The 23466-nt window shown below is 63.2% G+C and carries 23 protein-coding genes and 1 tRNA gene; 12 read left to right on the top strand and 12 right to left on the bottom strand.

Annotated elements, in window-relative coordinates:
• Nucleotides 1–15: 15 nt before the first annotated feature.
• Together tdh and ACVCMJ_RS13860 are read right to left on the bottom strand one after the other, a co-directional pair.
• Nucleotides 16–1044, bottom strand: coding sequence for an L-threonine 3-dehydrogenase (gene tdh, locus ACVCMJ_RS13865; RefSeq protein WP_447081981.1), 1029 nt, complete (start codon nt 1042–1044; stop codon nt 16–18).
• A gap of 16 nt (nt 1045–1060) precedes the next feature.
• The gene (locus tag ACVCMJ_RS13860; RefSeq protein WP_447081980.1) at nt 1061–2269 is read right to left on the bottom strand and encodes a glycine C-acetyltransferase; all 1209 of its coding nucleotides are present in this window, start codon (nt 2267–2269) and stop codon (nt 1061–1063) included.
• A gap of 174 nt (nt 2270–2443) precedes the next feature.
• On the opposite strand from ACVCMJ_RS13860, the gene ACVCMJ_RS13855 reads away from it, so the two are divergent.
• Nucleotides 2444–5020: an EAL domain-containing protein gene (locus tag ACVCMJ_RS13855; protein ID WP_447081979.1), complete on the top strand. Its 2577-nt coding sequence runs from the start codon at nt 2444–2446 to the stop codon at nt 5018–5020.
• A 29-nt stretch (nt 5021–5049) separates the two neighbouring features.
• A complete protein-coding gene (locus ACVCMJ_RS13850) occupies nt 5050–6273 on the top strand; it encodes an MFS transporter (protein ID WP_447081978.1) in 1224 nt (407 codons plus the stop codon).
• A 49-nt stretch (nt 6274–6322) separates the two neighbouring features.
• On the opposite strand, the gene ACVCMJ_RS13845 is transcribed toward ACVCMJ_RS13850, so the two are convergent.
• The 6 genes from ACVCMJ_RS13845 to hemA form a co-directional block, all read right to left on the bottom strand.
• Nucleotides 6323–7546, bottom strand: coding sequence for an HD-GYP domain-containing protein (locus ACVCMJ_RS13845; RefSeq protein ID WP_447081977.1), 1224 nt, complete (start codon nt 7544–7546; stop codon nt 6323–6325).
• A gap of 2 nt (nt 7547–7548) precedes the next feature.
• Nucleotides 7549–8157 carry a UbiX family flavin prenyltransferase gene (locus tag ACVCMJ_RS13840; RefSeq protein WP_447081976.1) on the bottom strand — a complete coding sequence of 203 codons (609 nt, stop codon included), beginning with the start codon at nt 8155–8157 and terminating at the stop codon, nt 7549–7551.
• Nucleotides 8154–8420 carry a Grx4 family monothiol glutaredoxin gene (grxD, locus tag ACVCMJ_RS13835; RefSeq protein WP_447082765.1) on the bottom strand — a complete coding sequence of 89 codons (267 nt, stop codon included), beginning with the start codon at nt 8418–8420 and terminating at the stop codon, nt 8154–8156. The genes ACVCMJ_RS13840 and grxD overlap by 4 nt, the downstream gene beginning before the upstream one ends.
• A gap of 124 nt (nt 8421–8544) precedes the next feature.
• Complete coding sequence (gene prmC, locus ACVCMJ_RS13830; protein ID WP_447081974.1) at nt 8545–9378, bottom strand: peptide chain release factor N(5)-glutamine methyltransferase; 834 nt, start codon at nt 9376–9378, stop codon at nt 8545–8547.
• Nucleotides 9378–10457 carry a peptide chain release factor 1 gene (gene prfA / locus ACVCMJ_RS13825; RefSeq protein WP_447081973.1) on the bottom strand — a complete coding sequence of 360 codons (1080 nt, stop codon included), beginning with the start codon at nt 10455–10457 and terminating at the stop codon, nt 9378–9380. Before prfA ends, prmC begins: the two co-directional genes overlap by 1 nt.
• 84 nt (nt 10458–10541) lie before the next feature.
• Complete coding sequence (gene hemA / locus ACVCMJ_RS13820) at nt 10542–11819, bottom strand: glutamyl-tRNA reductase (RefSeq protein WP_447081972.1); 1278 nt, start codon at nt 11817–11819, stop codon at nt 10542–10544.
• Nucleotides 11820–11938: 119 nt separating this feature from the next.
• Here hemA and ACVCMJ_RS13815 point away from each other — a divergent pair.
• The 3 genes from ACVCMJ_RS13815 to ACVCMJ_RS13805 all read left to right on the top strand — a co-directional run bounded on the left by ACVCMJ_RS13815 (nt 11939) and on the right by ACVCMJ_RS13805 (nt 12883).
• Nucleotides 11939–12014: transfer RNA gene (locus ACVCMJ_RS13815), tRNA-Phe, on the top strand.
• 264 nt (nt 12015–12278) lie between these two features.
• The gene (locus tag ACVCMJ_RS13810; protein WP_447081971.1) at nt 12279–12575 is read left to right on the top strand and encodes a type II toxin-antitoxin system RelE/ParE family toxin; all 297 of its coding nucleotides are present in this window, start codon (nt 12279–12281) and stop codon (nt 12573–12575) included.
• A complete protein-coding gene (locus tag ACVCMJ_RS13805; protein WP_447081970.1) occupies nt 12572–12883 on the top strand; it encodes an addiction module antidote protein in 312 nt (103 codons plus the stop codon). The genes ACVCMJ_RS13810 and ACVCMJ_RS13805 overlap by 4 nt, the downstream gene beginning before the upstream one ends.
• Nucleotides 12884–12929: 46 nt before the next feature.
• Here ACVCMJ_RS13805 and ACVCMJ_RS13800 read toward each other — a convergent pair whose 3' ends face one another.
• Nucleotides 12930–13880 (bottom strand): aldo/keto reductase, encoded by a 951-nt coding sequence (locus ACVCMJ_RS13800; protein ID WP_447081969.1) that lies wholly within the window; start codon nt 13878–13880, stop codon nt 12930–12932.
• Between the two features lie 54 nt (nt 13881–13934).
• Nucleotides 13935–15041 (bottom strand): tRNA epoxyqueuosine(34) reductase QueG, encoded by a 1107-nt coding sequence (gene queG / locus ACVCMJ_RS13795; protein WP_447082600.1) that lies wholly within the window; start codon nt 15039–15041, stop codon nt 13935–13937.
• Between the two features lie 251 nt (nt 15042–15292).
• Between queG and ACVCMJ_RS13790 the strand changes: the two genes are divergently transcribed.
• From ACVCMJ_RS13790 to ACVCMJ_RS13780, 3 genes are all read left to right on the top strand, one after another.
• Complete coding sequence (locus ACVCMJ_RS13790; RefSeq protein ID WP_447081968.1) at nt 15293–15613, top strand: cupin domain-containing protein; 321 nt, start codon at nt 15293–15295, stop codon at nt 15611–15613.
• A 210-nt stretch (nt 15614–15823) separates the two neighbouring features.
• Nucleotides 15824–16462, top strand: coding sequence for a DUF1326 domain-containing protein (locus tag ACVCMJ_RS13785; RefSeq protein ID WP_447081967.1), 639 nt, complete (start codon nt 15824–15826; stop codon nt 16460–16462).
• Nucleotides 16463–16473: 11 nt separating this feature from the next.
• On the top strand, nt 16474–17265 hold the full coding sequence (locus ACVCMJ_RS13780) for a DUF2182 domain-containing protein (protein WP_447081966.1): 792 nt from the start codon (nt 16474–16476) through the stop codon (nt 17263–17265).
• Here ACVCMJ_RS13780 and ACVCMJ_RS13775 read toward each other — a convergent pair.
• Nucleotides 17191–18438 (bottom strand): MFS transporter, encoded by a 1248-nt coding sequence (locus tag ACVCMJ_RS13775; protein WP_447081965.1) that lies wholly within the window; start codon nt 18436–18438, stop codon nt 17191–17193. The two genes, ACVCMJ_RS13780 and ACVCMJ_RS13775, sit on opposite strands and share 75 nt — an antisense overlap.
• Before the next feature lie 146 nt (nt 18439–18584).
• Here ACVCMJ_RS13775 and ACVCMJ_RS13770 point away from each other — a divergent pair, with 146 nt between their 5' ends.
• Nucleotides 18585–19136 carry a TetR/AcrR family transcriptional regulator gene (locus ACVCMJ_RS13770; RefSeq protein WP_447081964.1) on the top strand — a complete coding sequence of 184 codons (552 nt, stop codon included), beginning with the start codon at nt 18585–18587 and terminating at the stop codon, nt 19134–19136.
• A gap of 2 nt (nt 19137–19138) precedes the next feature.
• Nucleotides 19139–19867: a uracil-DNA glycosylase family protein gene (locus tag ACVCMJ_RS13765; RefSeq protein WP_447081963.1), complete on the top strand. Its 729-nt coding sequence runs from the start codon at nt 19139–19141 to the stop codon at nt 19865–19867.
• Between the two features lie 46 nt (nt 19868–19913).
• Here the strand turns inward: ACVCMJ_RS13765 and ACVCMJ_RS13760 are convergent, their stop codons facing one another.
• The gene (locus ACVCMJ_RS13760) at nt 19914–20438 is read right to left on the bottom strand and encodes a thioredoxin fold domain-containing protein (RefSeq protein WP_447082739.1); all 525 of its coding nucleotides are present in this window, start codon (nt 20436–20438) and stop codon (nt 19914–19916) included.
• A gap of 320 nt (nt 20439–20758) precedes the next feature.
• Here ACVCMJ_RS13760 and ACVCMJ_RS13755 point away from each other — a divergent pair, with 320 nt between their 5' ends.
• Together ACVCMJ_RS13755 and dctP are read left to right on the top strand one after the other, a co-directional pair.
• The gene (locus ACVCMJ_RS13755; RefSeq protein ID WP_447081961.1) at nt 20759–22108 is read left to right on the top strand and encodes a diguanylate cyclase domain-containing protein; all 1350 of its coding nucleotides are present in this window, start codon (nt 20759–20761) and stop codon (nt 22106–22108) included.
• A gap of 292 nt (nt 22109–22400) precedes the next feature.
• Nucleotides 22401–23420, top strand: coding sequence for a TRAP transporter substrate-binding protein DctP (gene dctP / locus ACVCMJ_RS13750; RefSeq protein ID WP_447081960.1), 1020 nt, complete (start codon nt 22401–22403; stop codon nt 23418–23420).
• The last annotated feature ends 46 nt before the right edge of the window (nt 23421–23466 follow it).

The raw sequence follows: 23466 nt of genomic DNA, 5'->3' as shown, positions 1-23466 counted from the left end.
GGCGCGGGCGGGACGCTATGCGCTCCAGTCCAGCACGACCTTGCCGCTCTGGCCCGACAGCATGGCCTCGAAGCCCTTGCGGTAGTCGGTCGCCGCGAAGTGGTGAGTCAGAATCGGCGACAGGTCCAGGCCGCTTTGCAGCATGGCCACCATCTTGTACCAGGTCTCGAACATCTGGCGACCGTAGATCCCCTTGATCTCCAGGCCCTTGAAGATGACCTGGCTCCAGTTGATTCCGACGCCATCGGGCAGGATCCCCAGCATAGCCACTTTGCCGCCGTGATTCATCCGCTCGATGAGGCTCGCGAAGGCGCTGGGCACGCCCGACATCTCCAGCCCCACGTCGAAGCCTTCGGTCATGCCAAGCTCGCGCATCACGTCCTCGAGATCTTCACGTGTGACATTGACGGCCCGCGTGGCGCCCATGAAGGCTGCCAGTTCCAGGCGGTAGTCGTTCACGTCGGTGATCACGACGTGGCGCGCACCCACGTGGCGGGCGACGGCCGCTGCCATCGCGCCGATCGGCCCCGCCCCCGTGATCAGCACGTCTTCGCCGACCAGATCGAAAGCCAGCGCCGTATGCGTGGCATTGCCGAAGGGATCGAAAATCGCCGCCAGATCGTCGGATACGTCATCCGGAATCTTGAACGCATTGAAGGCGGGGATCACCAGATAATCGGCGAACGCCCCGGGACGATTGACCCCTACGCCTTGCGTATTGCGGCACAGGTGGCGGCGCCCCGCCCGGCAGTTGCGGCAATGCCCGCACGTGATGTGGCCCTCGCCGGACACGCGATCGCCGATCTTGAATCCCTGAACTTCCGTACCGATCTCGACGACTTCGCCCACGTATTCGTGCCCGACGTGCATGGGCACCGGGATCGTGCGCGCCGCCCATTCATCCCACTTCCAGATATGGATGTCGGTCCCGCAGATCGCTGTCTTGCGGATGCGGATCATCAGGTCGTTATGGCCCGCGACGGGCTTGGGGACATCCACCAGTTCCAGCCCTTCCCCGGGCTGCATCTTGGCCAAGGCTCTCATCGAAACTCCAGACCCTTCAGTTTTTGGAAATGACGCCCAGCGCCCGCCCCACGCGAGCGAACGCCTGCACGGCGCAGTCAATGTCAGCCGGCATATGCGCGGCACTCATCTGCGTGCGGATGCGCGCCCGGCCCTTGGGGACCACGGGATAGGAAAAGCCGATCACGTAAATGCCTTCGGCCAGCAGTGCCTCCGCCATGCGACCGGCCAATGCGGCATCGCCCAGCATGACGGGAATGATGGGATGGCGCCCCGGGACCAGTTCGAAGCCCAACGCCTGCATGGCCTCGCGGAAGTGCTGGCCATTCTGGTGCACGCGCTCGCGAAGCTGGGCGCCCTCGGCCGACTGCAACAGGTCCAGTACGCGGCGCGAAGCCGCCACGATGGCCGGTGCCAGCGTATTGGAAAACAGATAGGGGCGGGATCGCTGGCGCAACAGGTCCACGATCACCGGGTCCGCGGCCACATAGCCGCCCGATGCGCCTCCTAGAGCCTTGCCCAGCGTTCCCGTCAGGATGTGGACGCGTCCCTGGACACCGCAGGCCTCCGGCGTTCCGCGTCCGCCCGCCCCCATGAACCCCACGGCGTGGGAATCGTCCACCATCACCAGCGCCTCGAACTCGTCGGCCAGATCGCAGATGGCCGGCAGATTGGCGATGATGCCGTCCATGGAAAACACGCCGTCGGTGGCCACCATGATGTGGCGGGCACCTTCCGACCGCGCAGCCTGAAGCTGTACGCGCAGGTCCGCCATGTCGTTGTTGGCATAGCGGTAGCGCCGAGCCTTGCACAGGCGGATTCCGTCGATGATACTGGCATGATTGAGCGCATCGCTGACGATGGCATCCTGCTCGTCCAGCAACGCCTCGAACAGGCCGCCATTGGCATCGAAGCAGCTCGAATACAGAATCGCGTCACCCATGCCCAGCCACTGGGCCAGAGACGTTTCCAGCGCCTTGTGCCCGGACTGGGTACCACAGATGAATCGCACCGAAGCCATGCCGAAACCGTCGGCGGCCAGACCCTCCCGGGCTGCCTCGACCAGGCGCGGATCGTTCGCCAGACCGAGATAATTGTTGGCACAGAAGTTCAGGACGCTGGCGCCGTCGGCCAGTCGCACGCGAGCCGACTGGGGGCTGGCGATGATGCGTTCCGGTTTGTAGAATCCTTCGGACTTCAGCTGTTCGATCCGGGCGCGTGCCTGGAGCAGAAATCGTTGCGGCATGCTTCACCTGTGCATGAATGATTTCAACGTTCTTCAGGGTCTCCCCGCAGTCGGCATTGTACGCCGCGACCTGCTCCAATCTGGGAAACTGTTGGCATTCCTTACCGTAAAGCGCACTGCTTCTTGGCATCATGGTCCTCTATGATGGAGGCGACGTTCATCGACAAAGGCCTTATGCACCGCAGACTGCACCTGATCCGCACGCTGAGCCGAGCCCTGGAGGCACTGGGGCTGTGGTGGCTGTGCGCGGCCAGCAGCCATGCGCTGACACTTCAGGTCGGCATCTATAACCAAAAACCCGACATCTACATCGCGGCCAACGGCCAGCCGGCCGGCATCCTGGGCGAACTGCTCAATGAAATCGCCCGCCGGGAAGACTGGACGCTGCATGTGCAGCCCTGCGCCTGGGCGCGTTGCGTCCAGCTCCTCAAAAGCGGCCAGATCGATCTGCTGCCGGACATGTTCTACACACCGGAGCGCGCCAAGGCCTTCAGCTTCCACCATATTCCGGTGCTGCATAGCTGGTCGCAGATCTACGCCCGCCCCGGAAACAGCCTGCGGTCTATCGAAGATCTGAAAGACGTGGGGCTGGCGGCGCTCGCCGGATCCACCCAGATCGACTACTTGCGCACGACCCTGGAGGGGCTGCACATTCCTGTCAGACTGGACTCTGTCCAGGCGTTGGACGAGGGCTTCAAGCGGGTCCAGAGCCATCAGGACGACGCCGTTGCGGCGGACTACTTCTACGGGGAACTGGCCGCCCAGGAGCATGGGCTCATGGCCACGCCCATCATCTTCCAGCCGTTGCAGGTGTTCTACGCCACGCCGAAAGGGCGCAACGCGCAGGTGCTGGCCACGATCGACCATTACCTGGCCGCCTGGCAGGCCACGCCGGACTCCTTCTACTACAAAACACTGAACCACTGGCGCACTCCGATCCAGCCATCGGCGCTGGAAAGCCACGGCCCGTGGATCATCGGAACGCTGGCCAGCCTGCTGGTGCTGGCGCTCGTGCTGACGCTGATCTTCAGGGTGCAGCTCGCCCGCCAGCGCCGCCGGCTGCTCTTCAGCGAGCGGCGCTTCGAAGCCATCCTGGGCAGTATTGACGCCTGTGTGTGCACCAAGGACAGCCAACAGCGCTATCTGTATGCCAACCCGAAGCTCGAGGCTTTCTACGGCGTCGAGGAAGGTGCGCTCATCGGACACCGGGATGAGGACTTCCTGCACGACCGCTCGACCATGGAAGCCATCAACGCCTCGGATCAGGCGGTCCTGAATACGCGCAAGCGCCAGGTCACGCAGCCCGAGATCGTGCCACCAGGGGCGACCGAGAGCCACACCTTTCTGTCCATCAAGGCGCCGCTGCTCAACGCCGACGGCACGGTGGATGCCATCTGCACGGTGGCCACCGACATCACGGATCGCGTGCGGGCCGAGGCCTCGGCCCACCGACTGGCGTACTACGACATTCTCACCAACCTGCCGAACCGGCGCCAGGCCTTGCTACGCCTGGAAGAACTCCTCAAGAAGGCCCGGGAACGCCAGGCCACCGGCGCCCTCCTGGTGCTCAATCTCGACGGTTTCAAGAAAATCAACGATCTGCACGGCCACCAGAGCGGCGATCAGCTCCTGTGCGGCATTGCGGACCGCCTCAGGCAAGCCACGCGCGACCGCGATCTGGTGGCGCGGACCAGTGCGGACGAGTTCGTCGTGTTGCTCGATGGCTTGGGACACCCGCTGGGCGAGGCCGCGCGAAACGCCATGCACGTCGCCGAGAAACTGCGCCTGGCCGTCGCCAACAAGGCTTTCGTAGTGCTGGGCAAACCCGCCTATGTCACGGCCAGCATCGGCATGACCCTGATCCACTCGCAAAGCCAGTCCATCGACGTGGTCATGCGCGAAGCCGACATGGCAACCTACCGCGCCAAGAGCCGGGGCGGCAACCAGGTCACCTTCTACGAACAGGATCTCCAGACTGAAGTCGAGCAGCGTTTGTGGCTGGAACACGATCTGCTGCAGGCCCTGAACACGCCGCAGATTTCGCTGCACATCCAGCCGCAGTTCGGCCCTGACGGCCGGGTGACCGGTGCGGAGCTGCTCGCGCGCTGGCAGCACCCGACGCGCGGCCAGGTGTCTCCGGCACTGTTCATTCCCATCGCGGAGGAAACAGGGCTCATCAACCTGCTGGGCGAATGGTCCATGAAGGTCGCCTGCCAGACGCTGCTGATGCTGCAGCAACTGGGGGAAACCTACCCCATCTCGCTCAACGTCAGCCCGAAGCGGCTCATGGAACCGCATTTCGTGGACTACGTCCGCGACACTCTGGAAAAGCTCAAGGCGCCCGGCAACCGGCTGATCTTCGAAGTCACCGAAGGCGTGCTCATCCAGGACATCCTGACGGTGGCCGAACGCATGCAGGCGCTGTCGCTCATGGGTATCCGGTTTTCCATCGACGACTTCGGCACGGGATACTCCAACCTGGCTTACCTGAAGCGCCTGCCGCTCTACGAACTGAAGATCGACAAGAGCCTGGTCCAGGATCTCCCTGGAGACGAGGAAAGCGTGGCCATCGTGCAGCTGATCCTGGCCATGGCGGATCGCCTGAACCTGCGGGTGGTGGCTGAAGGGGTGGAAACCCAGGAGCAGTCCGCATTCCTGTTCGACCATAACTGCCACGCTCTGCAGGGGTTCCTGCTGGCCCGCCCGATGCCCATTGAAACCTGGCTGGATACCGTCAAAGCTCGCAACTGAGCTGCGCCAGCCGGAGCCACTGTGCGAGAATGTCGCACTCCTTCCTCGAATCCTGCCACTGTCGAGTGCCGACTTCCTCCGATTCCTTCAGCTTGCGCCGGATCGCCCTCCCGGCCTTCGGTCCTTCACTGATGTTCGGTGTCGGCGAAGGCGCCATGCTGCCGGTGCTCGCGCTCAGCGCCCGCCATCTGGGCGCGAGTTCGGCCGGGGCGGGGTTGATCGTCGCGCTGGTCAGCCTCGGCTCGTTGCTGGCCAACCTTCCGGCGGCCATGCTGGCGACCCGCTTCGGGGAGCGCCGCGCCATGGTGGGCGCCGCTCTCTTTGCGCTGCTGGCCCTGGCGCTGTGCCTGGCCGCCCGCGACCCGTGGGTCTTCGGGGTCGGTGTTTTCATGGTGGGCCTCGCCAGCGCGGTCTTCCTGCTGGCCCGCCAGACGTTCCTGATCGAGGCCGTACCACTGCACATGCGGGCCCGGGCCATGTCCACGCTGGGCGGCACCATGCGGGTAGGCATGTTCGCCGGTCCGTTCGCGGCGGCAGGCTTCATCGAGTGGTTCGGCCTGAACGGCGCCTACTGGGTGGCGATCCTCGCCATGATGGGCGCCGGCGCCATCTCGTTACTCGTTCCGGATCTGGAAACGCGCACACGCCGCAACGGTGTGCCCGACCCCCGCCCCGCCATGCTGGGACTGATGCGCGCCCACGCCCGCTCCTTCCTGACGCTGGGCGTGGCGGCGTCCCTGGTGTCGGCCATCCGCGCCTGCCGCCAGATCGTGATCCCGCTCTGGGCCGACCACATCGGCCTGGATGCCACCTCCACCGCGCTGATCTACGGACTCATGGGGGCCGCGGACATGCTGCTGTTCTACCCGGCAGGCCAGATCATGGACACCCGGGGGCGCCTGTGGGTCACATTGCCCAGCACGCTCATCATGGCTGCCAGCCTGCTCGCCATGCCGCTCACGACGGGTTTCACCAGCCTCCTCGCCGTCAGCATGGTACTGGGGCTGGGCAACGGAATCGGCTCAGGCATCATCATGACCCTCGGCGCTGACTGCTCGCCAAGCGCGGGGCGCACGTCGTTTCTCGGCATCTGGCGGCTCATCACCGATACAGGAGGCAGCAGCGGCCCTCTCTTGCTCTCGGCGTTGACCGCCGCATTTTCGCTGGCGACTGGCATCGCCGTGATCGGTTCGGTGGGACTGGCCGCCAGCTATATGTTCTGGCGCTGGCTACCCCACAGGATCCTGCGCTGATGCCGGACGTCGGGCGCGAAGCGATCCGCCGCGCGGATCCAGCCCGGCCTTACCCCGTGATGGACGGCACCGGCAGTCCCGATTGCGCCCAGTCCACCGGGAAGGCGACCGGCAGGATGCGGCTGGGACAGCCGTCTTCGGCCAGATCCACACGCCGCTCCGGAATCGCATGGCTCCAGCGGATCGAATAGAAGACCTTCACCACCGGCAGCTCGGGAGCCTCACGATTCTGTGCCACCACCAGGCCGAGTTCGCTTTGCGTCAGGCTGATGATGGATCCCACTGGATAGCGCCCGATCGCCCGGACGAACGCCTGCAAGATGTCCGGATCGAACTGACCCTCCCAATGCAGCATCTTGTGCAGGGCAAACGCGGGATCCCAACCCTTCTTGTGGGGGCGGTTCGATGTCACCGCATCGTAGACGTCGCAGACGCTCGCCATGCGGGCAAGCTGGGCGATCTGCGGCCCTGGCAGCCGATCAGGATAGCCCTCGCCGTCAAAGCGTTCATGGTGATGGCGGCACACGTCCACAACCGCTGGCGGGACGTCGGCGTCTTCGCGCAGCAAGGCTTCGCCAAGTTCGGGATGCTTCTGGACCCGGGCATATTCATCCGGCAGCAGCCGGCCCGGCTTGTTCAGGATCGACTCGGGAATGCCGACCTTGCCGATGTCATGCAGCAGACCCGCCATCCCCGCCTGCCGGACCTGCTCTTCCGGCATTCCCATGGATTGTGACAGCGTGGTCATGAGCGTCGCCACCGCCACGGAATGCATGTAGGTGTACTGATCCGCGCGCTTGATGCGCACCAGACTGGTCAAGGCGTCGGGATGCTCCTCGACCGATACGACCATGTCCTGCACGAGGCGGTCGACCTGCGCCAGATCGATACGGCTGCCCTGCCGCGCATCCGCGTACATTTGCGCGACACGGTCTCGCGCGACCTCGCACACGTCACGCGCATTGGCGAATGCTTCCTGCTCGGGCGAGGCCGCCACAGCCAGGGCCGCCGGCGTTGCCGGCCTGGCAGCTGGGCGCCTGGACGCCGCGGACGGCGCAGGAGAGGCCGCGGCCCCCCCGGATGCCGCCACATCCACGCCCCGTTTGGTATCGATCCAGACCCATTTCAGCTTGGAGCCATTGAGCCGATTCAAATCGGATTCTTTGTCGATCAGGAAGCGCGACCGCCAGAACGAGTGGTCCATCCAGGAACCGCACAATTCATGGATGTACATACCCATGCGCAGATCGGAAACCGCCACCTTCTTGAGCATCTTCAATCCCCCGAGTGTCGCTCAGGCTGTTCAGGATCCGCTTCCATGCCCGCCCAATGCGGGCCCGGCACGTCGATGTCGAACAGTTCCAGGACCCGGCGTACGGTGTGGTCGATCATGTCCTCGATGCTGTGAGGCCGCAGGTAGAACGCAGGCAGCGGGGGGAAGATCACCCCGCCCATTTCCGTGACGGCGGTCATGTTGCGCAGATGCGCCAGATTCAACGGCGTCTCGCGCACGACCAGCACCAGCCGACGCCGCTCCTTCAGCGTCACGTCGGCCGCCCGCGTGAGCAGGTTGTCGGACAGCCCGTGAGCGATGGCCGCCAGGGAACGCATGGAACAAGGCACCACCACCATGCCAGCCGAAGCAAAGCTGCCGCTGGCGAGGGCCGCGCCCACGTCGCGCGGGTTGTAGAAGCAATCGGCCAACGCATGGACCGCCTGACGCGTCATGCCCAGCTCGTAGTGAATGTTGAGGACGCCGGAAGGCGAGATGACGAGGTGGGTTTCCACCCCGCCGTGTTCGCGGACGCGCTGCAGCAGGCGAACGGCGTATTGAGCCCCGGTCGCTCCGCTGATACCGACGACCAGCCGACGCGGAGGAGTCACCCGATCGCCCCGGCTTCCTTCAGGAGCTCAAGCAGTTCGCCTTTGGTGTGCATCTCGTTCATGACGTCGGTGCCACCCACGAATTCGCCCTTCACATATAGCTGGGGAATGGTCGGCCAATTGGAATAGTCCTTCACCCCCTGGCGGACCTCGGGATCGTCCAGTACGTTCACGGTCACGAGCTGGCCCACCCCACATTCCTTCAGGACCTGGATGGCACGCGCCGAAAAACCGCACTGCGGGAACTGGGCCGTGCCCTTCATGAACAGCACCACGGCATGGGCCGACACGGTGTCACGAATGAATGCCTGGACCTCGGCCTGGTCGGATTCGCCAGGTGCGGCTTCGTTTTGGGTTACTTCGTTTTGGGCTGATTCGCTCATCACACTACTCGTCAAAAATTCGGACCGGCAGCCGGCCCCACGTTATACGTTCAATCCCCGCCAGATCCCGCAGGCTGGCAACGTCCCTGAACCCCTGGGCGTGGAACAGGGTCCGAACAGCGGCCGCCTGGTCGAAACCATGTTCCACACAAAGCGCCCCGCCGGATGAAAGATGGCGCGGCGCGCCCCGGATAATGGTCCGCAACGCCGACAAACCATCGGCTCCGTCCGTCAACGCACCCGCCGGCTCGAACCGAAGATCGCCGCAAGACAGGTGCGCATCACCCGCCGGGACATAGGGCGGGTTGGACACAATCACATCGAAAGTCCCCGAACCGCAAGGATCATCGTACCAATTCCCGAGCAAAAACAATAGCTTTGCCCCCAGGCTGCGTGCATTCATTCGCGCGACCGACAACGCGGCCTCGCTGCAGTCGGTCGCCCTCACCTGGGCATCGGGCCGCGCCAATGCCATCGAAATTCCCACGATGCCGCTGCCCGTACCCAGGTCCAGGATGCGTGGCGCCGTCCTGTCGCGGACAGCCTCCAGGCCGCATTCGACCAGCAATTCGGTTTCCGGCCGGGGGATCAGCACAGCCGGCGTCACGCGAAAATCCCGCCCCAGGAACTCGCGCATCCCCAGGATGTAGGCCATCGGTTCGCCGGCCACCCGGCGAGTCTCCAGCGCGTCATAGCTGCGACAGGAAGCATCCGTCAGCGGGTCCGTGTCGTGCGCCACCAGCCATGAACGCGACACCCCCAAGACCCGCTGCCACAGCAGGTGGAACTCCAGCAAGGGCAACGGGCATTGCTGCCGCCGTTCGCGCAGCGTCGTCATCAATCCAGCGCCAGGGCCGCCAACTGTTCGGCCTGATGCTCGGCCAGCAGCGCATCGGTGATTTCGCCCAGGTCTCCGTCCATGACCTGGGCGAGCTTGTACAGCGTCAGATTGATGCGGTGGTCGGTCACGCGTCCCTGCGGAAAGTTGTAGGTCCGGATGCGCTCGGAGCGGTCTCCGGACCCCACCAGGCTCTTGCGCTGGGCGGCTTCGCGCGCATGGGTCTCCCGCTGCTGCTGATCCTTCAGGCGCGCGGCCAGCACCTGCAGGGCCTTGTCCTTGTTGCGGTGCTGGGAACGGTCGTCCTGGCATTCCACCACCAGCCCGGTGGGCAGGTGCGTGATGCGCACGGCCGAATCGGTCTTGTTGATGTGCTGCCCGCCCGCGCCGCTGGCGCGGAAGGTGTCGATGCGCAAATCATTGGGGTTGATCTGGACGGCCTCCTGGGCATCGGCTTCGGGCATCACGGCCACGGTGCAGGCCGACGTATGCACGCGTCCCTGGGATTCGGTCTCCGGGACCCGCTGCACGCGATGGGCGCCGGACTCGAATTTCAATCGGCCGTAGACACCTTCACCAGTCACGTGGACGATGACCTCCTTGTAGCCGCCCAGCTCGGACTCGCTGGCCGACATGAACTCCACCCGCCACCCGCACAGTTCCGCATAACGGGAATACATGCGCAACAGGTCGCCGGCAAAGAGCGCACTTTCGTCGCCGCCCGTCCCGGCCCGCACTTCCAGGAACACGCTGCGGTCGTCGTCGGGGTCCCTCGGGATCAGCAACACCTGAAGCTCGGATTCCAGATGCTCGATCCGCGCGTCGGCCCCCCGCAGCTCTTCCTCGGCCAGCGCTTTCATTTCAGGATCCGCCAGCATCTCGCGCGCGGCCTGCTCGTCCTCGCAAGAGCGTTGCCACCGGCCGAAGGCCGCCACCACGGGTTCCAGTTCCGCCCGTTCGCGGCTGAGCTTCCGGTATCGGTTCATGTCGTCGGCCGCATCGGGCTCGGACAGCATCGCGTCGATTTCCGCCAGACGCTGATCAAGCTGTTCCAGACGGCTGCGCATCGATTCTTTCATGATTGGAAATCCGGGGGATCAAACGGAGCGCTGCCCCGCGCGGGGCAGCGGGAACGGAAAGGCGACAGGGAAAAGTCAGCGCCGCTAATGGCGGCGGGCGCCGGCTCCGGGCAGCAGGCGCGGCAACAGCGACAGAAGCTGATCGCGTTCGGCGCCCTCGGAGCGATTGAGCGCAGCCAGGGGGCCGTGCATGTATTTATGCGTCAGGCTGTATGCCAGTTGCTCCAGCACCGCATCGGGATCGTCGCCGCGCGCGAGCAGCCGCCGGGCACGGTCCAGTTCCGACAGACGCAGCGCGTCGGCGCTTTGCTGGTAGTCGATGATGGCCGGGACAATCTCGCGATTGGTCATCCAGTGCATGAAATGCTGCACCCGCGTCTCGATGATCGCCTCTGCCTGGACCACGGCGGCCCGCCTGGCGTCCGTGCCGGACTGCACCATGCGGCCCAAGTCGTCCACGGTGTACAGATAGACGTCCGCCAGGCGCGCGACTTCCGGTTCAATGTCCCGCGGGACGGCCAGGTCCACCATCACCATGGGACGATGGCGCCGCGCGCGGGCGGCTCTGTCCACCAGCCCCAGGCCCAGAATCGGCAAGGACGAGGCCGTACAGGACACCACCACGTCGAATTCCGCCAGATGATCGGGCAGCGAGGAAAGCTTCAGCGCGCGGGCGCCGAAGCGCCCCGCCAGCGTTTCCGCACGCTCGACCGTACGGTTGGCCACACTGATCTGGCGGGGTTGCACCGCCGCGAAGTGGGTCGTACAGAGCTCGATCATTTCGCCGGCGCCGATGAACAGGATGCTGCAATCCGACAGATCGCCCAATACCCGCTCGGCCAGCCGCACGGCCGCCGCCGCCATGGAAACGGACTGAGCCCCGATGGCCGTCTGCGAACGGACTTCCTTTGCGACCGAAAAGGTCCGCTGAAAGAGCTGGTGCAGCAAGGTGCCCAGCGTACCGGCCTGTTCAGCCGCCCGCACCGCCGTCTTCATCTGGCCCAGGATCTGGGGCTCGCCCAGCACCATGGAATCCAGGCCGCTGGCCACCCGGAAGGCATGGCGCACAGCATCGTTCTTCTGGTATTGGTAGACGTGCGGCACCAGGATGCCGGCTTCCAGACGATTGAAGTCGGCCAGCCACGCCGGAAGATCCGGCCCCACGTCGGGATCGGCGGCACAGTAGACCTCCGTCCGGTTACAGGTGGACAGAATGGCCGCCTCGCGGACACGACTGCCAAAGGCCGAACGCAGGGCGGACAGAGCCGGCTTGACCAGATCGACCGGAAACGACACACGCTCGCGCACCGAAACCGGCGCCGAGACGTGGTTCAAGCCAAAGGTCAGAACATCAACAGACATGCCCGGTAAAAGTTGCAAGATTGGACTGCCTGCATTATAAGGCCCCGGGGTGCCAGGGGGAACGGTTGGGGCGCCGATCGCTGCAATGGGCAGGGATTTCGTGTATGATTTCGCCTCTTGGCCCGGTAGCTCAGTCGGTAGAGCAGAGGATTGAAAATCCTTGTGTCGGTGGTTCGATTCCGCCCCGGGCCACCAGTCGCACAGAACCCAACCGTTCTCGGTTGGGTTTTTTGTTGTCTGAAGGGGCAGTATCGGCGGGGTGGCCTCGCGAGTGTGGGGGCGCTGCGCGGCCGGTGGAGAACAGATATTCGTACATATAAGCTCATTTTCAAGCCGTCTACGACGGCCCATGGAAGATGAATCGGATACGCGAGCTATGGTTATCTGCGTGTGATCGACACAAGGCTTGATACGGTGTATTCGAACGAATACAATCAACCGTGTACACGATAAAACTAATTGCCGGAATTCGATGCGTGGTTCGACAGTCTGAAAGATCCTGCGACCCGCGCCCGCCTCATTCGCAGGCTTGAGAACGCTGAACGAGGTCTGCTGGGCGATGTGGCGCTCGTTGGCGAAGATGTCAGTGAGATGCGCGAATTCTTCGGCCCCGGCTGGCGCATGTACTACATCGAACAGGGCGATGTGCTGATTGTCATGCTCGGAGGTGGCAGCAAGGCCACACAAAGCCGTGACATCAAGCGTGCCAAGGAGTTGGCCCGCACCCTGAGAACCAACGAGGGAGACCAGTCATGAGCAAGAAGGCAATCAAGGTTTCCGACCTTCCCACCTTCGATCCTGCGCGCTATCTGCGCGACGATGAAGACACCGCCGCCTACCTGACACAGGTTATCGAGGAAGGCGATGCCGGCGAACTCGCCCACGCGCTGGGCGTGGCTGCCCGTGCGCGAGGCATGACGCAAATTGCCCAGGCCGCTGGCATTGGCCGTGAATCTCTTTATAAGGCCTTGCGGGCCGACGCCAGCCCGCGCTTCGACACGATCGCCAAAGTGTGCAAGGCGCTGGGCGTACGAATCGTTGTTCAGGCCGAGCATCCGGCCTGAATCAGCGCGTCACCGGAGACTGTCGGACACCTGATGCGACATGGGCTCAGCGGCTTGCGTCGTCGAGTACGGCCCGTTGTTCGGCGGTCAGCGTCAGCTCAGTGGCGCGCACCAGGCTCTGCAATTGGTCCAGGCTCGTGGCACTGGCAATGGGTGCCGTGATTCCATCTTGCGCCATGATCCAGGCCAGGGCCACTTCGGCAGGCTTGGCGCGTTGCGCGTCGGCGACCTGATCCAACGCCGCCAGGATGCGCTCGCCGCGCTCGTTCAGATACTTGGCGACGCCTTGGCCGCGCAAGCTTTTGCTCAAGTCGGCTCGCGAGCGGTATTTGCCCGACAGAAAACCCGACGCCAGGCTGTAATAGGTGATGACGCCGATGTTCTCGCGCGTGGTCAGCTCGCGCAAGGCACCATCGAATCCGGATCGGTCGTACAGGTTGTACTCGGGCTGCAACACGTCATAGCGCGGCAGGCCGTGCTCCCGGGCTACATCCAGCGCTTGCGTGAGCTGGGCCGCATCCAGATTGGAGGCGCCCACCGCGCGGATCTTGCCTGCCTTGAGCAGCATCTGGTAGGCGGTCAGCGTCTCTTCGTAGGGAGTATCCGGATCCGGCCAGTGCGACAGGTACAGGTCGATGTAGTCGGTCTGGAGCCGGCGCAGCGAGTCCTCGACGGCTGTGGTGATCCAGCGCCTGGACAAGCCCTTCTTCGTTGGACCCAGGTCCGATCCCACCTTGGTGATCAACACAAGCTGGTCGCGCCTGCCAGGATGGCGTTGCAGCCAGCGGCCGATGAGCGTTTCGGATTCTCCACCCCGATGGCCCTTGACCCAACGCGAATAGCTGTCCGCCGTGTCCACAGCGTTCAGCCCGGCGTCCGTCAGCGCATCGAGCAGCCGGAACGAAGTGGACTCGTCAGCCGTCCAGCCGAATACGTTTCCGCCAAACACCAGGGGCGTGATGTCAAGGCCGGTTTTTCCAAGGGCTCGCGTTTTCATTCTGAAATTCTCCGCAAAAAGGGGACAGGCTAAGGCCAGCGCATCGACAGCACGTCAATCCGGTCGTCCAGCAGCGGCGCTGCAAAAAACATCGCCAGAAATCGTTGCAGGGCTCGGGCGCTGCGCCAGTGCCCAGGCCACGTGCTCACGCACCATAGCGCTTTCATGGTGGGCACGGCTCAACAACGCGGCGCGCAATTCGGCGGCCTGCGCTTCATCGGCGTCCCGCAGGGCGTTACCCAGCGCCACCGCGATATTGCGCAGCCAGCGCTCATGGTCGATGCGCCGGATCGGCCCGCCTTCAGTATTCTTGAGGAAGGTCGCCTCATCCCAGGCAAACAGATCCACCAACTGATGCCCGACCAGCGGAGACCGTTCGTCGAAGTCGGGGATTTCGGTTTTCTGCGCGTATTTGTTCCACGGACAAATGGTCTGGCAGTCGTCGCAGCCGTAGATGTGATTGCCCATGAGCGGGCGCAGTTCTACGGGGATGGGATCGTGGCTTTCAATGGTGAGGTAAGAAATGCAGCGGCGCGCATCGACTACCCCAGGCGCGACAATGGCGCCGGTGGGACACACGTCGATGCAGGCCGTGCAGGTACCGCAGTGTGCGCTCACGGGTTCGGTGGGCCCCATCGGGAAATCCACGAAGATCTCACCCAAAAAGAACATGGAGCCCGCATCGCGCGACAGGACCATGGAATGCTTGCCGCGCCAGCCCTGGCCGCTGCGGCTGGCAAGTTCTTTTTCCCACACAGGCGCCGAATCCGAAAACACGCGGTAGCCAAACGGTCCCACCAAGGTCTCGATGCGGTCGCACAGCTTGCGCAGCCGCCCGCGCAACACCTTGTGATAATCACGCCCCCGCGCATAGAGCGACACCACGCCTTCGGTCGGAGCCTCAAGCCGTGCCCGTTCACGTTCCTGCCAATCGGGCGAAGTGCTGCGCGGCAGATACGGCATGCGCGCCGTGATCACGCTCACCGTGCCGGGGATCAGTTCAGCAGGGCGCGCCCGCTTGAGGCCATAGCGTTCCATGTACTCCAGATTGCCGTGATAACCCAAGGCCAACCACTCCAGCAGGCGCGGCTCCGCGGACGACAAATCCACCCCCGAGACACCAATGTGCGAAAACCCCAGTTCGTGCGCCCAAGCGCGGATCTTCTCAAGCCATTGAGCGCTGTCGGGCCCCACAGGTAGAACCGTCGGTGAAGAAGTCGACATGGTGTTTTGCTGCCCCTGATTTCATGCTCATGATGATTTCTCAAATTATCACCTGCGCAGGCTTTCACTGCCCACAACCGCGTGTACTCGCGCACGACCTTCAGCATTCGGGATTTGTTGAAGGTATTCTTTGGAAGCCGAAAGCAGCCTTCCAACATCGGGCGGATCACTGAGAAAACACAGCCACTATGCTAAAGAATCTCTTTGCAGCCATACCCGTCGACACAAGCTGTGAAACATTCGACGATCTGCTGGACGTGCCCGGCCTGCGCATCGAGCGCATCGTGTCTCACGGACAGGGAAGCCCCCGCGGCTTCTGGTATGAACAGGGCGGAGACGAATGGGTCATCGTTTTGCAGGGCTCGGCCACGCTTCAGATTGAAGGCCGCGATACCCTCGTCCCGCTGGAATCGGGCGACCACTACTGGATACCAGCGGGCCTCAGGCATCGTGTAGATTCGACCGCACCGGGTGGTCCTACGATCTGGCTCGCCGTCCACCGCCGATAATCCGAGTACCGCGTGGCGGGAATCGGATGGCCCCGGTCGGTCGCCCTATGCTCGTGCACGTGCCGCATCATCGGATGATCATCGGCGTTGACCGTCAGCACCGCATGTCGAAGCTGCCACAGAATGGCACAAGAAACCTCTTGCACGGCATCACGTGGCGGCGTAGGTTGAAACTCCATACCATCCATATGGTTTTGAGGAGACACAGTCATGACAAACGCGGACTGGCGCCTTGAAGGCGAATGGATCAAGAGTTGCAACTGTGCCTATGGTTGCCCCTGCGACTTCAATGCCCGGCCGACCCAGGGCTCGTGCGAGGGCATGGTCGGCATGCATGTGACCAAAGGCCATTTCAACGACGTTTCCCTGGATGGCTTGCACTTTTGTGCAACCGTTCAGTTTCCCGGCGCGCTGCATGAGGGTAACGGACAAATGCAGCCGATCATCGATGAACGCGCCACGCCGGCGCAGCGCGAGGCGATGCTCGCCATTCTTTCGGGCAGCCATTCGGCCGACGGCACGCTGTTTCAGATCTTCAGCGCCATCGTTGTCAAAGTGCACGATCCGGTGTTCGCCCCGATTACCTTCCAGTTTGATAAAAACGCGCGGACCGCGCGGCTGGTCGTTCCTGGGCTGCTGGATATCGACGTCGAGCCCATTCGCAACCCGGTCACAGGGCTTCCGCACCGCATCAGCGTCGTCATGCCAGAGGGCTTCGAACACCGGGGAGCCGAAGTGGCATCGGCCAACATCCGAAGTACGGGGGCCATCCCGTACGAGACGCACGGCTCGCACAGCAGTTTGGCCAACGTCGTGCAAACCCCGGAAGGCGCCCAGGAATCTGCCTAGCACAGTGCCGCATGGACGATCGCACCCTTCTCGAGCGGATGTTGCGGCACGATCGGGCGCTGGTGATCGGCGGCTTGGCACTTCTCGTCTCGCTGTCTTGGGCTTATTTGATCCTGGGTCTCGACGCGGGAGACGAGAAGATGGCGGGCATGGTCATGCCCATGAGCGTCATGCCCTGGACGCTGGATCGCTGGGGGCTCATGCTGTCGATGTGGCTGGTGATGATGGCCGCCATGATGCTGCCAAGTGCCGCCCCCATGGTGCTGCTCTATGCGAGGGTGGCACGCAGTCGCAGCACCGAAGGCAGTCCCGCAAATGGAACCATCACGTTCGTCCTGGGTTACGCTGCCGTGTGGGGCGGGTTCAGTGTGGGCGCCGTCTTGCTGCAGTTCTGGCTGGAAGAGCTCGCGCTGCTGTCGCCGAGGCTCGAACTCACGAGCCTCGTTCTGGCAGCCTCGGTGCTGATCGCCGCCGGAGCCTATCAATGGACACCCTGGAAGCACGCGTGTCTGCAGCGTTGCCGCTCGCCCCTGGATTTCGTCCTGACGCATTGGCGAAGCGGCGCGGGTGGCGCGTTCATCATGGGCATCCGGCATGGCCTGTACTGCGTCGGCTGTTGCGGGCTGATCATGCTGCTGCTTTTTGTGGGCGGCATCATGAACCTGTACTGGATAGGCCTTCTGGCCGCGCTCGTTCTGGGAGAAAAACTGCTTCCCGGTGGGCAGTGGCTAAGCCGCCTCGCCGGTGTGGCCTTGATCGGATGGGGCGTGGCCGCCCTGCTGCATCTTGGCCTGCCCGTCTGACGCGCCACCCGCGACGTCGACCATGGGGGACAGCGAGGTACCGATCAGGGCGGCTGCAGCCAGCAGGATCAGCACCCCGCCATACCAGTAGCTTGCAACGGCCAGGCCCATGGTATTGACCAGAACACCCGCGAGGATGACGGGCAGGCTGAACGACAGATAGCTGAGGATATAAAACGCAGCCATCAGGCCCGCCCGTTCATGCGGCCCGGCGACCGGCAACAGTGTCCGCAGGGCGCCCAGAAAGCCCAGCCCGAAACCGGTGCCTGCCAATACGGTGCCCGCGAACAGCAGCACGCCCGACCCCACATAGATGCTGCCCAGCGTCATTCCAATGCCCGACATCAGCGTGACTGCGCTGAACCGAACCATGCGCTGCGGCGGCCAGGCGCGCAGTGTCAGGGTAGTGATTGCGGCACTCGCAGTCAGCGCGAACACGATCACGCCGCCGACGACCGGGGCGTCCATGCCAGAGATTTGCCGGGTCAGCGTCGGCCCCAGCGACAGATAGAATCCGCCCAATGCCCAAGCAGCTACATCGACCGGTGCAATCAGCCACAGCACGCGCCACGCACGGGCCGGAACGGAGATGACGGGACGCATCGCGGCGAGCAATCCGGGGCGTTTCCCCGCGGTCTCGGGCAGGAAACACGCCAGCAGGGCCAGGATGACCAGCGTTGCGGCCAGCACGATGAAGGTGAGCCGCATCGGTGCCGGGGCATACTGCACGAGTATGCTGGCCCCCAGGGCTCCGAGCGCAAGTCCAACCATTGGCGCGACGCTGTTGACCAAAGGACTGCGCCGGCGATCGAGATCGACCAGGCCGGCCGCCAGCGCGCTGGTGGCTGCCCCCGTGGCCAAGCCCTGCAGCAGCCGAGCAGCGATCAGCGCAGGAACGGCCGCTGCGGTCAAAAATATCCACATGGCTACGGCGTCGAGCAGGAGTGCTCCGATGATGACGGGTCGACGACCAATATGATCCGAGACTGAGCCAAGCACCAGCAGGGCGAGCAGCACGGACGCGGCATAGACCCCGAATACGATGGTCAGCGTGATGGCGGAGAATCCCCAGCTTTCGCGGTAGATGCCGTATAGTGGCGTCGGTGCGCTGGAGGCCGCCATGAAGGTGAGCAGAATCACCCCCTGCAGCCACAAGGCCCTCTCCTGGTTCATTGGCTGCGGGCGGTCTTGGGTATCTGGCCGGGGCAAAGCAGAGCAGCGGGTTTGCATGGTGACTCTCGATTAACGCAAATAATTTGCGTTAAGGATTGTGCGCCCGTTTTTGTATTAAAGCAAATAATTTGTGTTAACGTCGAAATATGGCCATACGAGAAGGCGCCCGCCCCGGCGGTCGCAGCGCGCGAGTCCAGGAATCGGTCCATCAGGCCGTGCGCGAGCTGCTTGCAGAGCACGGTGGCGCTGACTTCACAGTGCCGATGATTGCCGCCAGGGCCGGCGTGACCGCATCGACGATCTATCGCCGATGGGGCGATCTGTCGCAACTGCTTGCGGACGTTGCGGTCGAGCGGCTGCGGCCCGAAGGCGAGCCCCTGGATACGGGACACGTGGAGACCGACCTGCACGCGTGGGCCGAGCAGTTCTTCGAGGAAATGACCTCCGATCCGGGTACGGCCATGGTGCGCGACGTCATGGCGTGCGCGGCAGAGGGCGGGTGGCAGAGCCAGTGTTCGGGCTATACCCGAACCCAGATACAGATCATATTGGACCGCGCCGCCCGGCGTGGCGAACAGGCGCCCGACCTGGAACTCATCATGGATCGCTTTGTGGCGCCCGTCATGTACCGAATCCTGTTTCAGAGCAAGCCCATGACACTGGAAGGCGCCCACGCGCTGATTGATTCGTGTCTGTAGGCATGATCGCAAGGCCCGATGCCGACAATGCCAGCACGGCCATCGCGCGCGTGCTGGCAGGCAGTTTGCAGGTGCTCACATTTCCCAGCGCCAGCCACGTCTATAACCCGCTGGTCTACATGTGGTCGGCCCACCGTGAATATTTGCAGCGGTACGGCAGCCGGGAGGGACGGATCCTGCTGGTCGGGATGAACCCCGGCCCATGGGGAATGGCCCAGACCGGGGTCCCCTTCGGCGAGGTCTCCGTGGCACGCGACTGGCTGAAGATCGAAAAACCACTGGGTGGTCCGCTGCCCGACCAGCACGTCAAATACCCGATCGCCGGCTTTGCCTGCCACCGCAGCGAAGGCAGCGGCGATCGCTTCTGGGGCTGGGCACGGCGGCGCTTCCAAAGCCCGGACCGATTCTTCCAGGACATTTTTGTCTGGAACTACTGCCCCTTGCTGTTTCTGCGCAATAACCGCAACCTGGTCCCGGAACAATTGCACAAAGCCGAGCGTGAACCGTTATTCGGCATCTGTGACGCCGCGCTGGGCGCTGTGATCCATGCGATCAGGCCACGCGCGGTGGTGGGCATCGGGCGCTTTGCTCATGGCCGCGCGCAGACCATCACCGGCACGGGCGACGGCCATGTCCCTACCACTTACCTGCTGCACCCCAGCCCGGCCAATCCAACGGCCAATCAGGGCTGGGCCGATATCGCCGACAAGATTCTTGCCCCCTGGCTGTGACGCAGCGCCAGAGGCCAAGGTCCCGATTGGGCAAGCCAAAGTTCCGCTAATCCGGAATGTGTTCCAGATCGGGATCATCCACCGGTACAAACCGGAGGCCCACCATATTCGCAAACATGTGTTTGCTTGAGACGCCCGACGCGGTGTGGACGATCCCGGCCGCGTCCTTGTAGACAAAGCCCGGTGTACCGGTCAAGCCCAGGTCGATAAACAGCTTCTTGTTGCGGGCCAGGGTCTTCTGAATCTCGGCGGTCACAGGTCCTTGCTTGAAGGCCCCGCCTCCGTCCTGCAACCCCTCCCAGCCCCCTTCGCCCTCCGAAAGCGCCCGGGGCGGGTCGGCACTCAGCAAGACCCAAGCCGCCTTGGGCGCGCTGTCCGTCATGAGGAAGGCAATTGGAATCCACCGAACCTGCAGGCCTTCCTGGTAGTAATGGCGTGAGAGCTCCCAGCTCAAATGGCAAAAGATGCAGTTGGGATCGAAGAAGGCATAGAGGGTCGCCTTCTTCGTGCTGTCGCTGGCCCCCTGGAGGATGAACTCTGACCGGGTGACCTGCTCCCAGAGCGCTTGCACCTCCGGTCTCGCCGAGGCAGCGCCGGGCTGTGGGCTGGTCGGCGGAGCCGACGCAGCCCGCGCAAGACCGCCAGAGGCCGCTACCGAAATGGACAATACGCAGAGGGCCACGCCGGGCAGCAAGCGACTCAATGAAACACGTTTCATGAAGCACCTATGGAACAAAAGGAATAACGGCCGCCAGGCTAGTGTAAATCCGCGGCCCGACCCGCCGTTCGGCCACTTCCGCCCGGGCTGCCACGGTTCACACCATCGTCCACCCCGGCATATGCTTTAATCTACGGCCAGGGTATCCTCGACGGCAAGGTCCGAGATTTTCCATGCGGAAAAGAACTTATACGCCCGACGCCAACTTCATCGATCTCCTCATAGATGCGGTGTTTGCGGTCGACGTCAACGCCCGTGTGGTGTTCGCCAGCGCCGCGTGCGAACGTATCTTCGGGTACACACCCGAAGAGATGGTCGGCATGAACATGTTCGACATCATGCTGCCGGAGGATCGTGAACGAACCCGGCAATCGGTGACCGAGATCATGTCAGGCCACCCTCAGCTTCATTTCGAGAACCGCTATGTGCGCAAGGACGGACAGGTCGTCCATCTCATGTGGGCGACACGCTGGTCGCCCACCGATCAGGTTCGGATCGGCGTCGCGCGCGACATCACCGAGCGCAAGCACGCCGAGTTGATTCAGACTTCGCTCTATGCAATCTCCGAAGCTTCTCACGGGGCCGGGGATTTGCTCACACTGATTCAACGCATCCATCAGATCGTCGGCACATTGCTTCCGGCGGACAATTTTTCGGTCGCGCTGTACGACAAGGACACGGGATTACTGAGCTTCCCCTATTATGCGGACGAGCACGAGCGCAAGCCGGTACCCTTCAAACCGATGGCCGGGACGCTGTACGCGGGAATCCTGCACAGCGGACAGCCACTTCTGCTGACACGGGATGCGATAACGGTGGACGAGCCGGGGATTCGTGCCGGGCCGAGTCCGCTCTGCCAGTTGGGCGTTCCCCTCAAGTCGCATGACGGCACCATCGGTGTGCTCGTGCTGAAGAGCTATCCGGGCGGTGTGCGCTACGACGAGAAGGACCGGGAGCTTCTCCAGTTCATCTCCACCCAGATCGCCACCGCCATCGAGAGCCAGCGAATGCAGGCCCGACTTCAGCACATGGCGCAATATGATCAACTCACTGGGCTGCCAAACCGTGGGCTGCTGTACGACCGGCTCAAGACGGCCCTGTCAATGGCCCGCCGAGAGCACGAGCGGCTGTCCGTGCTTTATCTCGATCTGGATCGGTTCAAACCAGTCAACGACACGCTGGGCCATAGCGTGGGAGACCTGCTGCTGCAGGCAGTCGCCAGCCGCTTGAAGCAGTGCGTGCGCGAGTCGGATACTGTGGCGCGTATTGGCGGCGATGAATTCGTGGTGCTTCTTCAACGCGTACCCGCGCCCGGACAGGCCGCAGTGGTCGCGGCGAAAATCAATGACGCAATGAGCCGGCCGTTCGCGCTGGACGGCCACACCCTCAGCATCGTGCCGAGCATCGGGATTGCGCATTACCCGGAGCATGGCGAGCATGAACAGCAGCTCCTGAAACATGCCGACCAGGCCATGTACCGGGCGAAACACAAAAACAAGCTGAAGACGGGCAGCGGAGAGTGAGCGACTCCCAGCCCACCGCCATGGAACGCTGACCCGAATCGCATGACTTTCCCGATGGTCCGCACGCTGGTCAGGTATCTGTAATCCATAATCAGCAAAATGTAACCCTCATAGCGTCCTTTGGTGTGGCACGCGGCACGCTGCACGACTGACGCGCCCATGACGGTCACACGTCGGGGGACAGTGAATCAGCAGTCGCGTTCGCACTATTCGGGGCGTGGGCGTAATATCCGCCGAAGAAATAGCCCAGAAGGCCGACGGCACAAAGAGCCAAAGAACCAAAGGAGACTTTATGAAAAAGACGATATTTCGCGGACTGATCCTGTCCGCGGCAATTGGCGCCTGTGCGTCGATGTTCTCGGTAACACCGGCAGTCGCGGCACCCGTGACACTCAAGATTTCGCACCAATTCCCGGCCAACACGGACTTCCGTGACCAGGTGGCCCGCAAGTTTGCCGCCGAGGTCGAAAAGCGCACGAACGGCGACATCAAATTCCAGATCTATCCAGGGGCGTCGCTGTTCAAGGCCAACCAGCAGTTCGAGGCCATGTCGAACGGATCGCTGGACCTGTCGGTCTACCCGCTTGCCTATTCCGGCGGCAAGCTGCCGGCCGTGAACCTCACGCTCATGCCGGCTCTCATCAAGAATTACCAGCAGGGCTACAACTGGGAAAATGCCCCCATCGGGAAATGGCTCGAAAAATATCTCGAAGATCACGGTGTCGTGATCGTGAGCTGGATCTGGCAGGCGGGCGGCGTGGCATCGCGCGACAAAGCCGTCGTGGTCCCGGCGGACGTCAAGGGGCTGAAGGTGCGCGGCGCGGGCAAAATGATCGAGCTCATGCTGCAATCCGCAGGCGGCGCCATTGCGTCGTTCCCATCCAATGAGTCCTATAACGCCATGCAGTCGGGCGTGGTCGATGCCATCTGGACATCCAGCGCATCGCTCATGAGCTTCCGCATGAACGAGGTCGCCAAATTCATCACGACGGCACAGGACCACAGCTTCTGGTACATGTTCGAACCGCTGCTGATGTCCAAGGCGACCTACGACAAGCTCACGCCAGAGCAGAAGAAAATCGTGATGGACGTCGGACACTCGCTGGAACAATTCTCGCTGGAAGCCTGCAAGGCGGACGATAACAAGGTAGCGGATCTGTACGCCAAATCCGGCGACAAGGTCTCGACCATGACGGCGCAGCAGTTCGACATGTGGAAGGCCGAGGCGCGCAAGAGCGCGTACAAGTATTTCGCCGACCACGTGAAGGACGGCGCAAAGCTGATCCAGATGGCGGAAGCCGTACCGGAGTAAAGCTGAAGCAGTGAAATTGCCGCCGGGGTGCCCGCCGCCGACGGCT

The organism is Castellaniella sp. UC4447_H14, from assembly GCF_052978285.1.
This window is presented reverse-complemented; position numbering and strand designations above follow the sequence as displayed.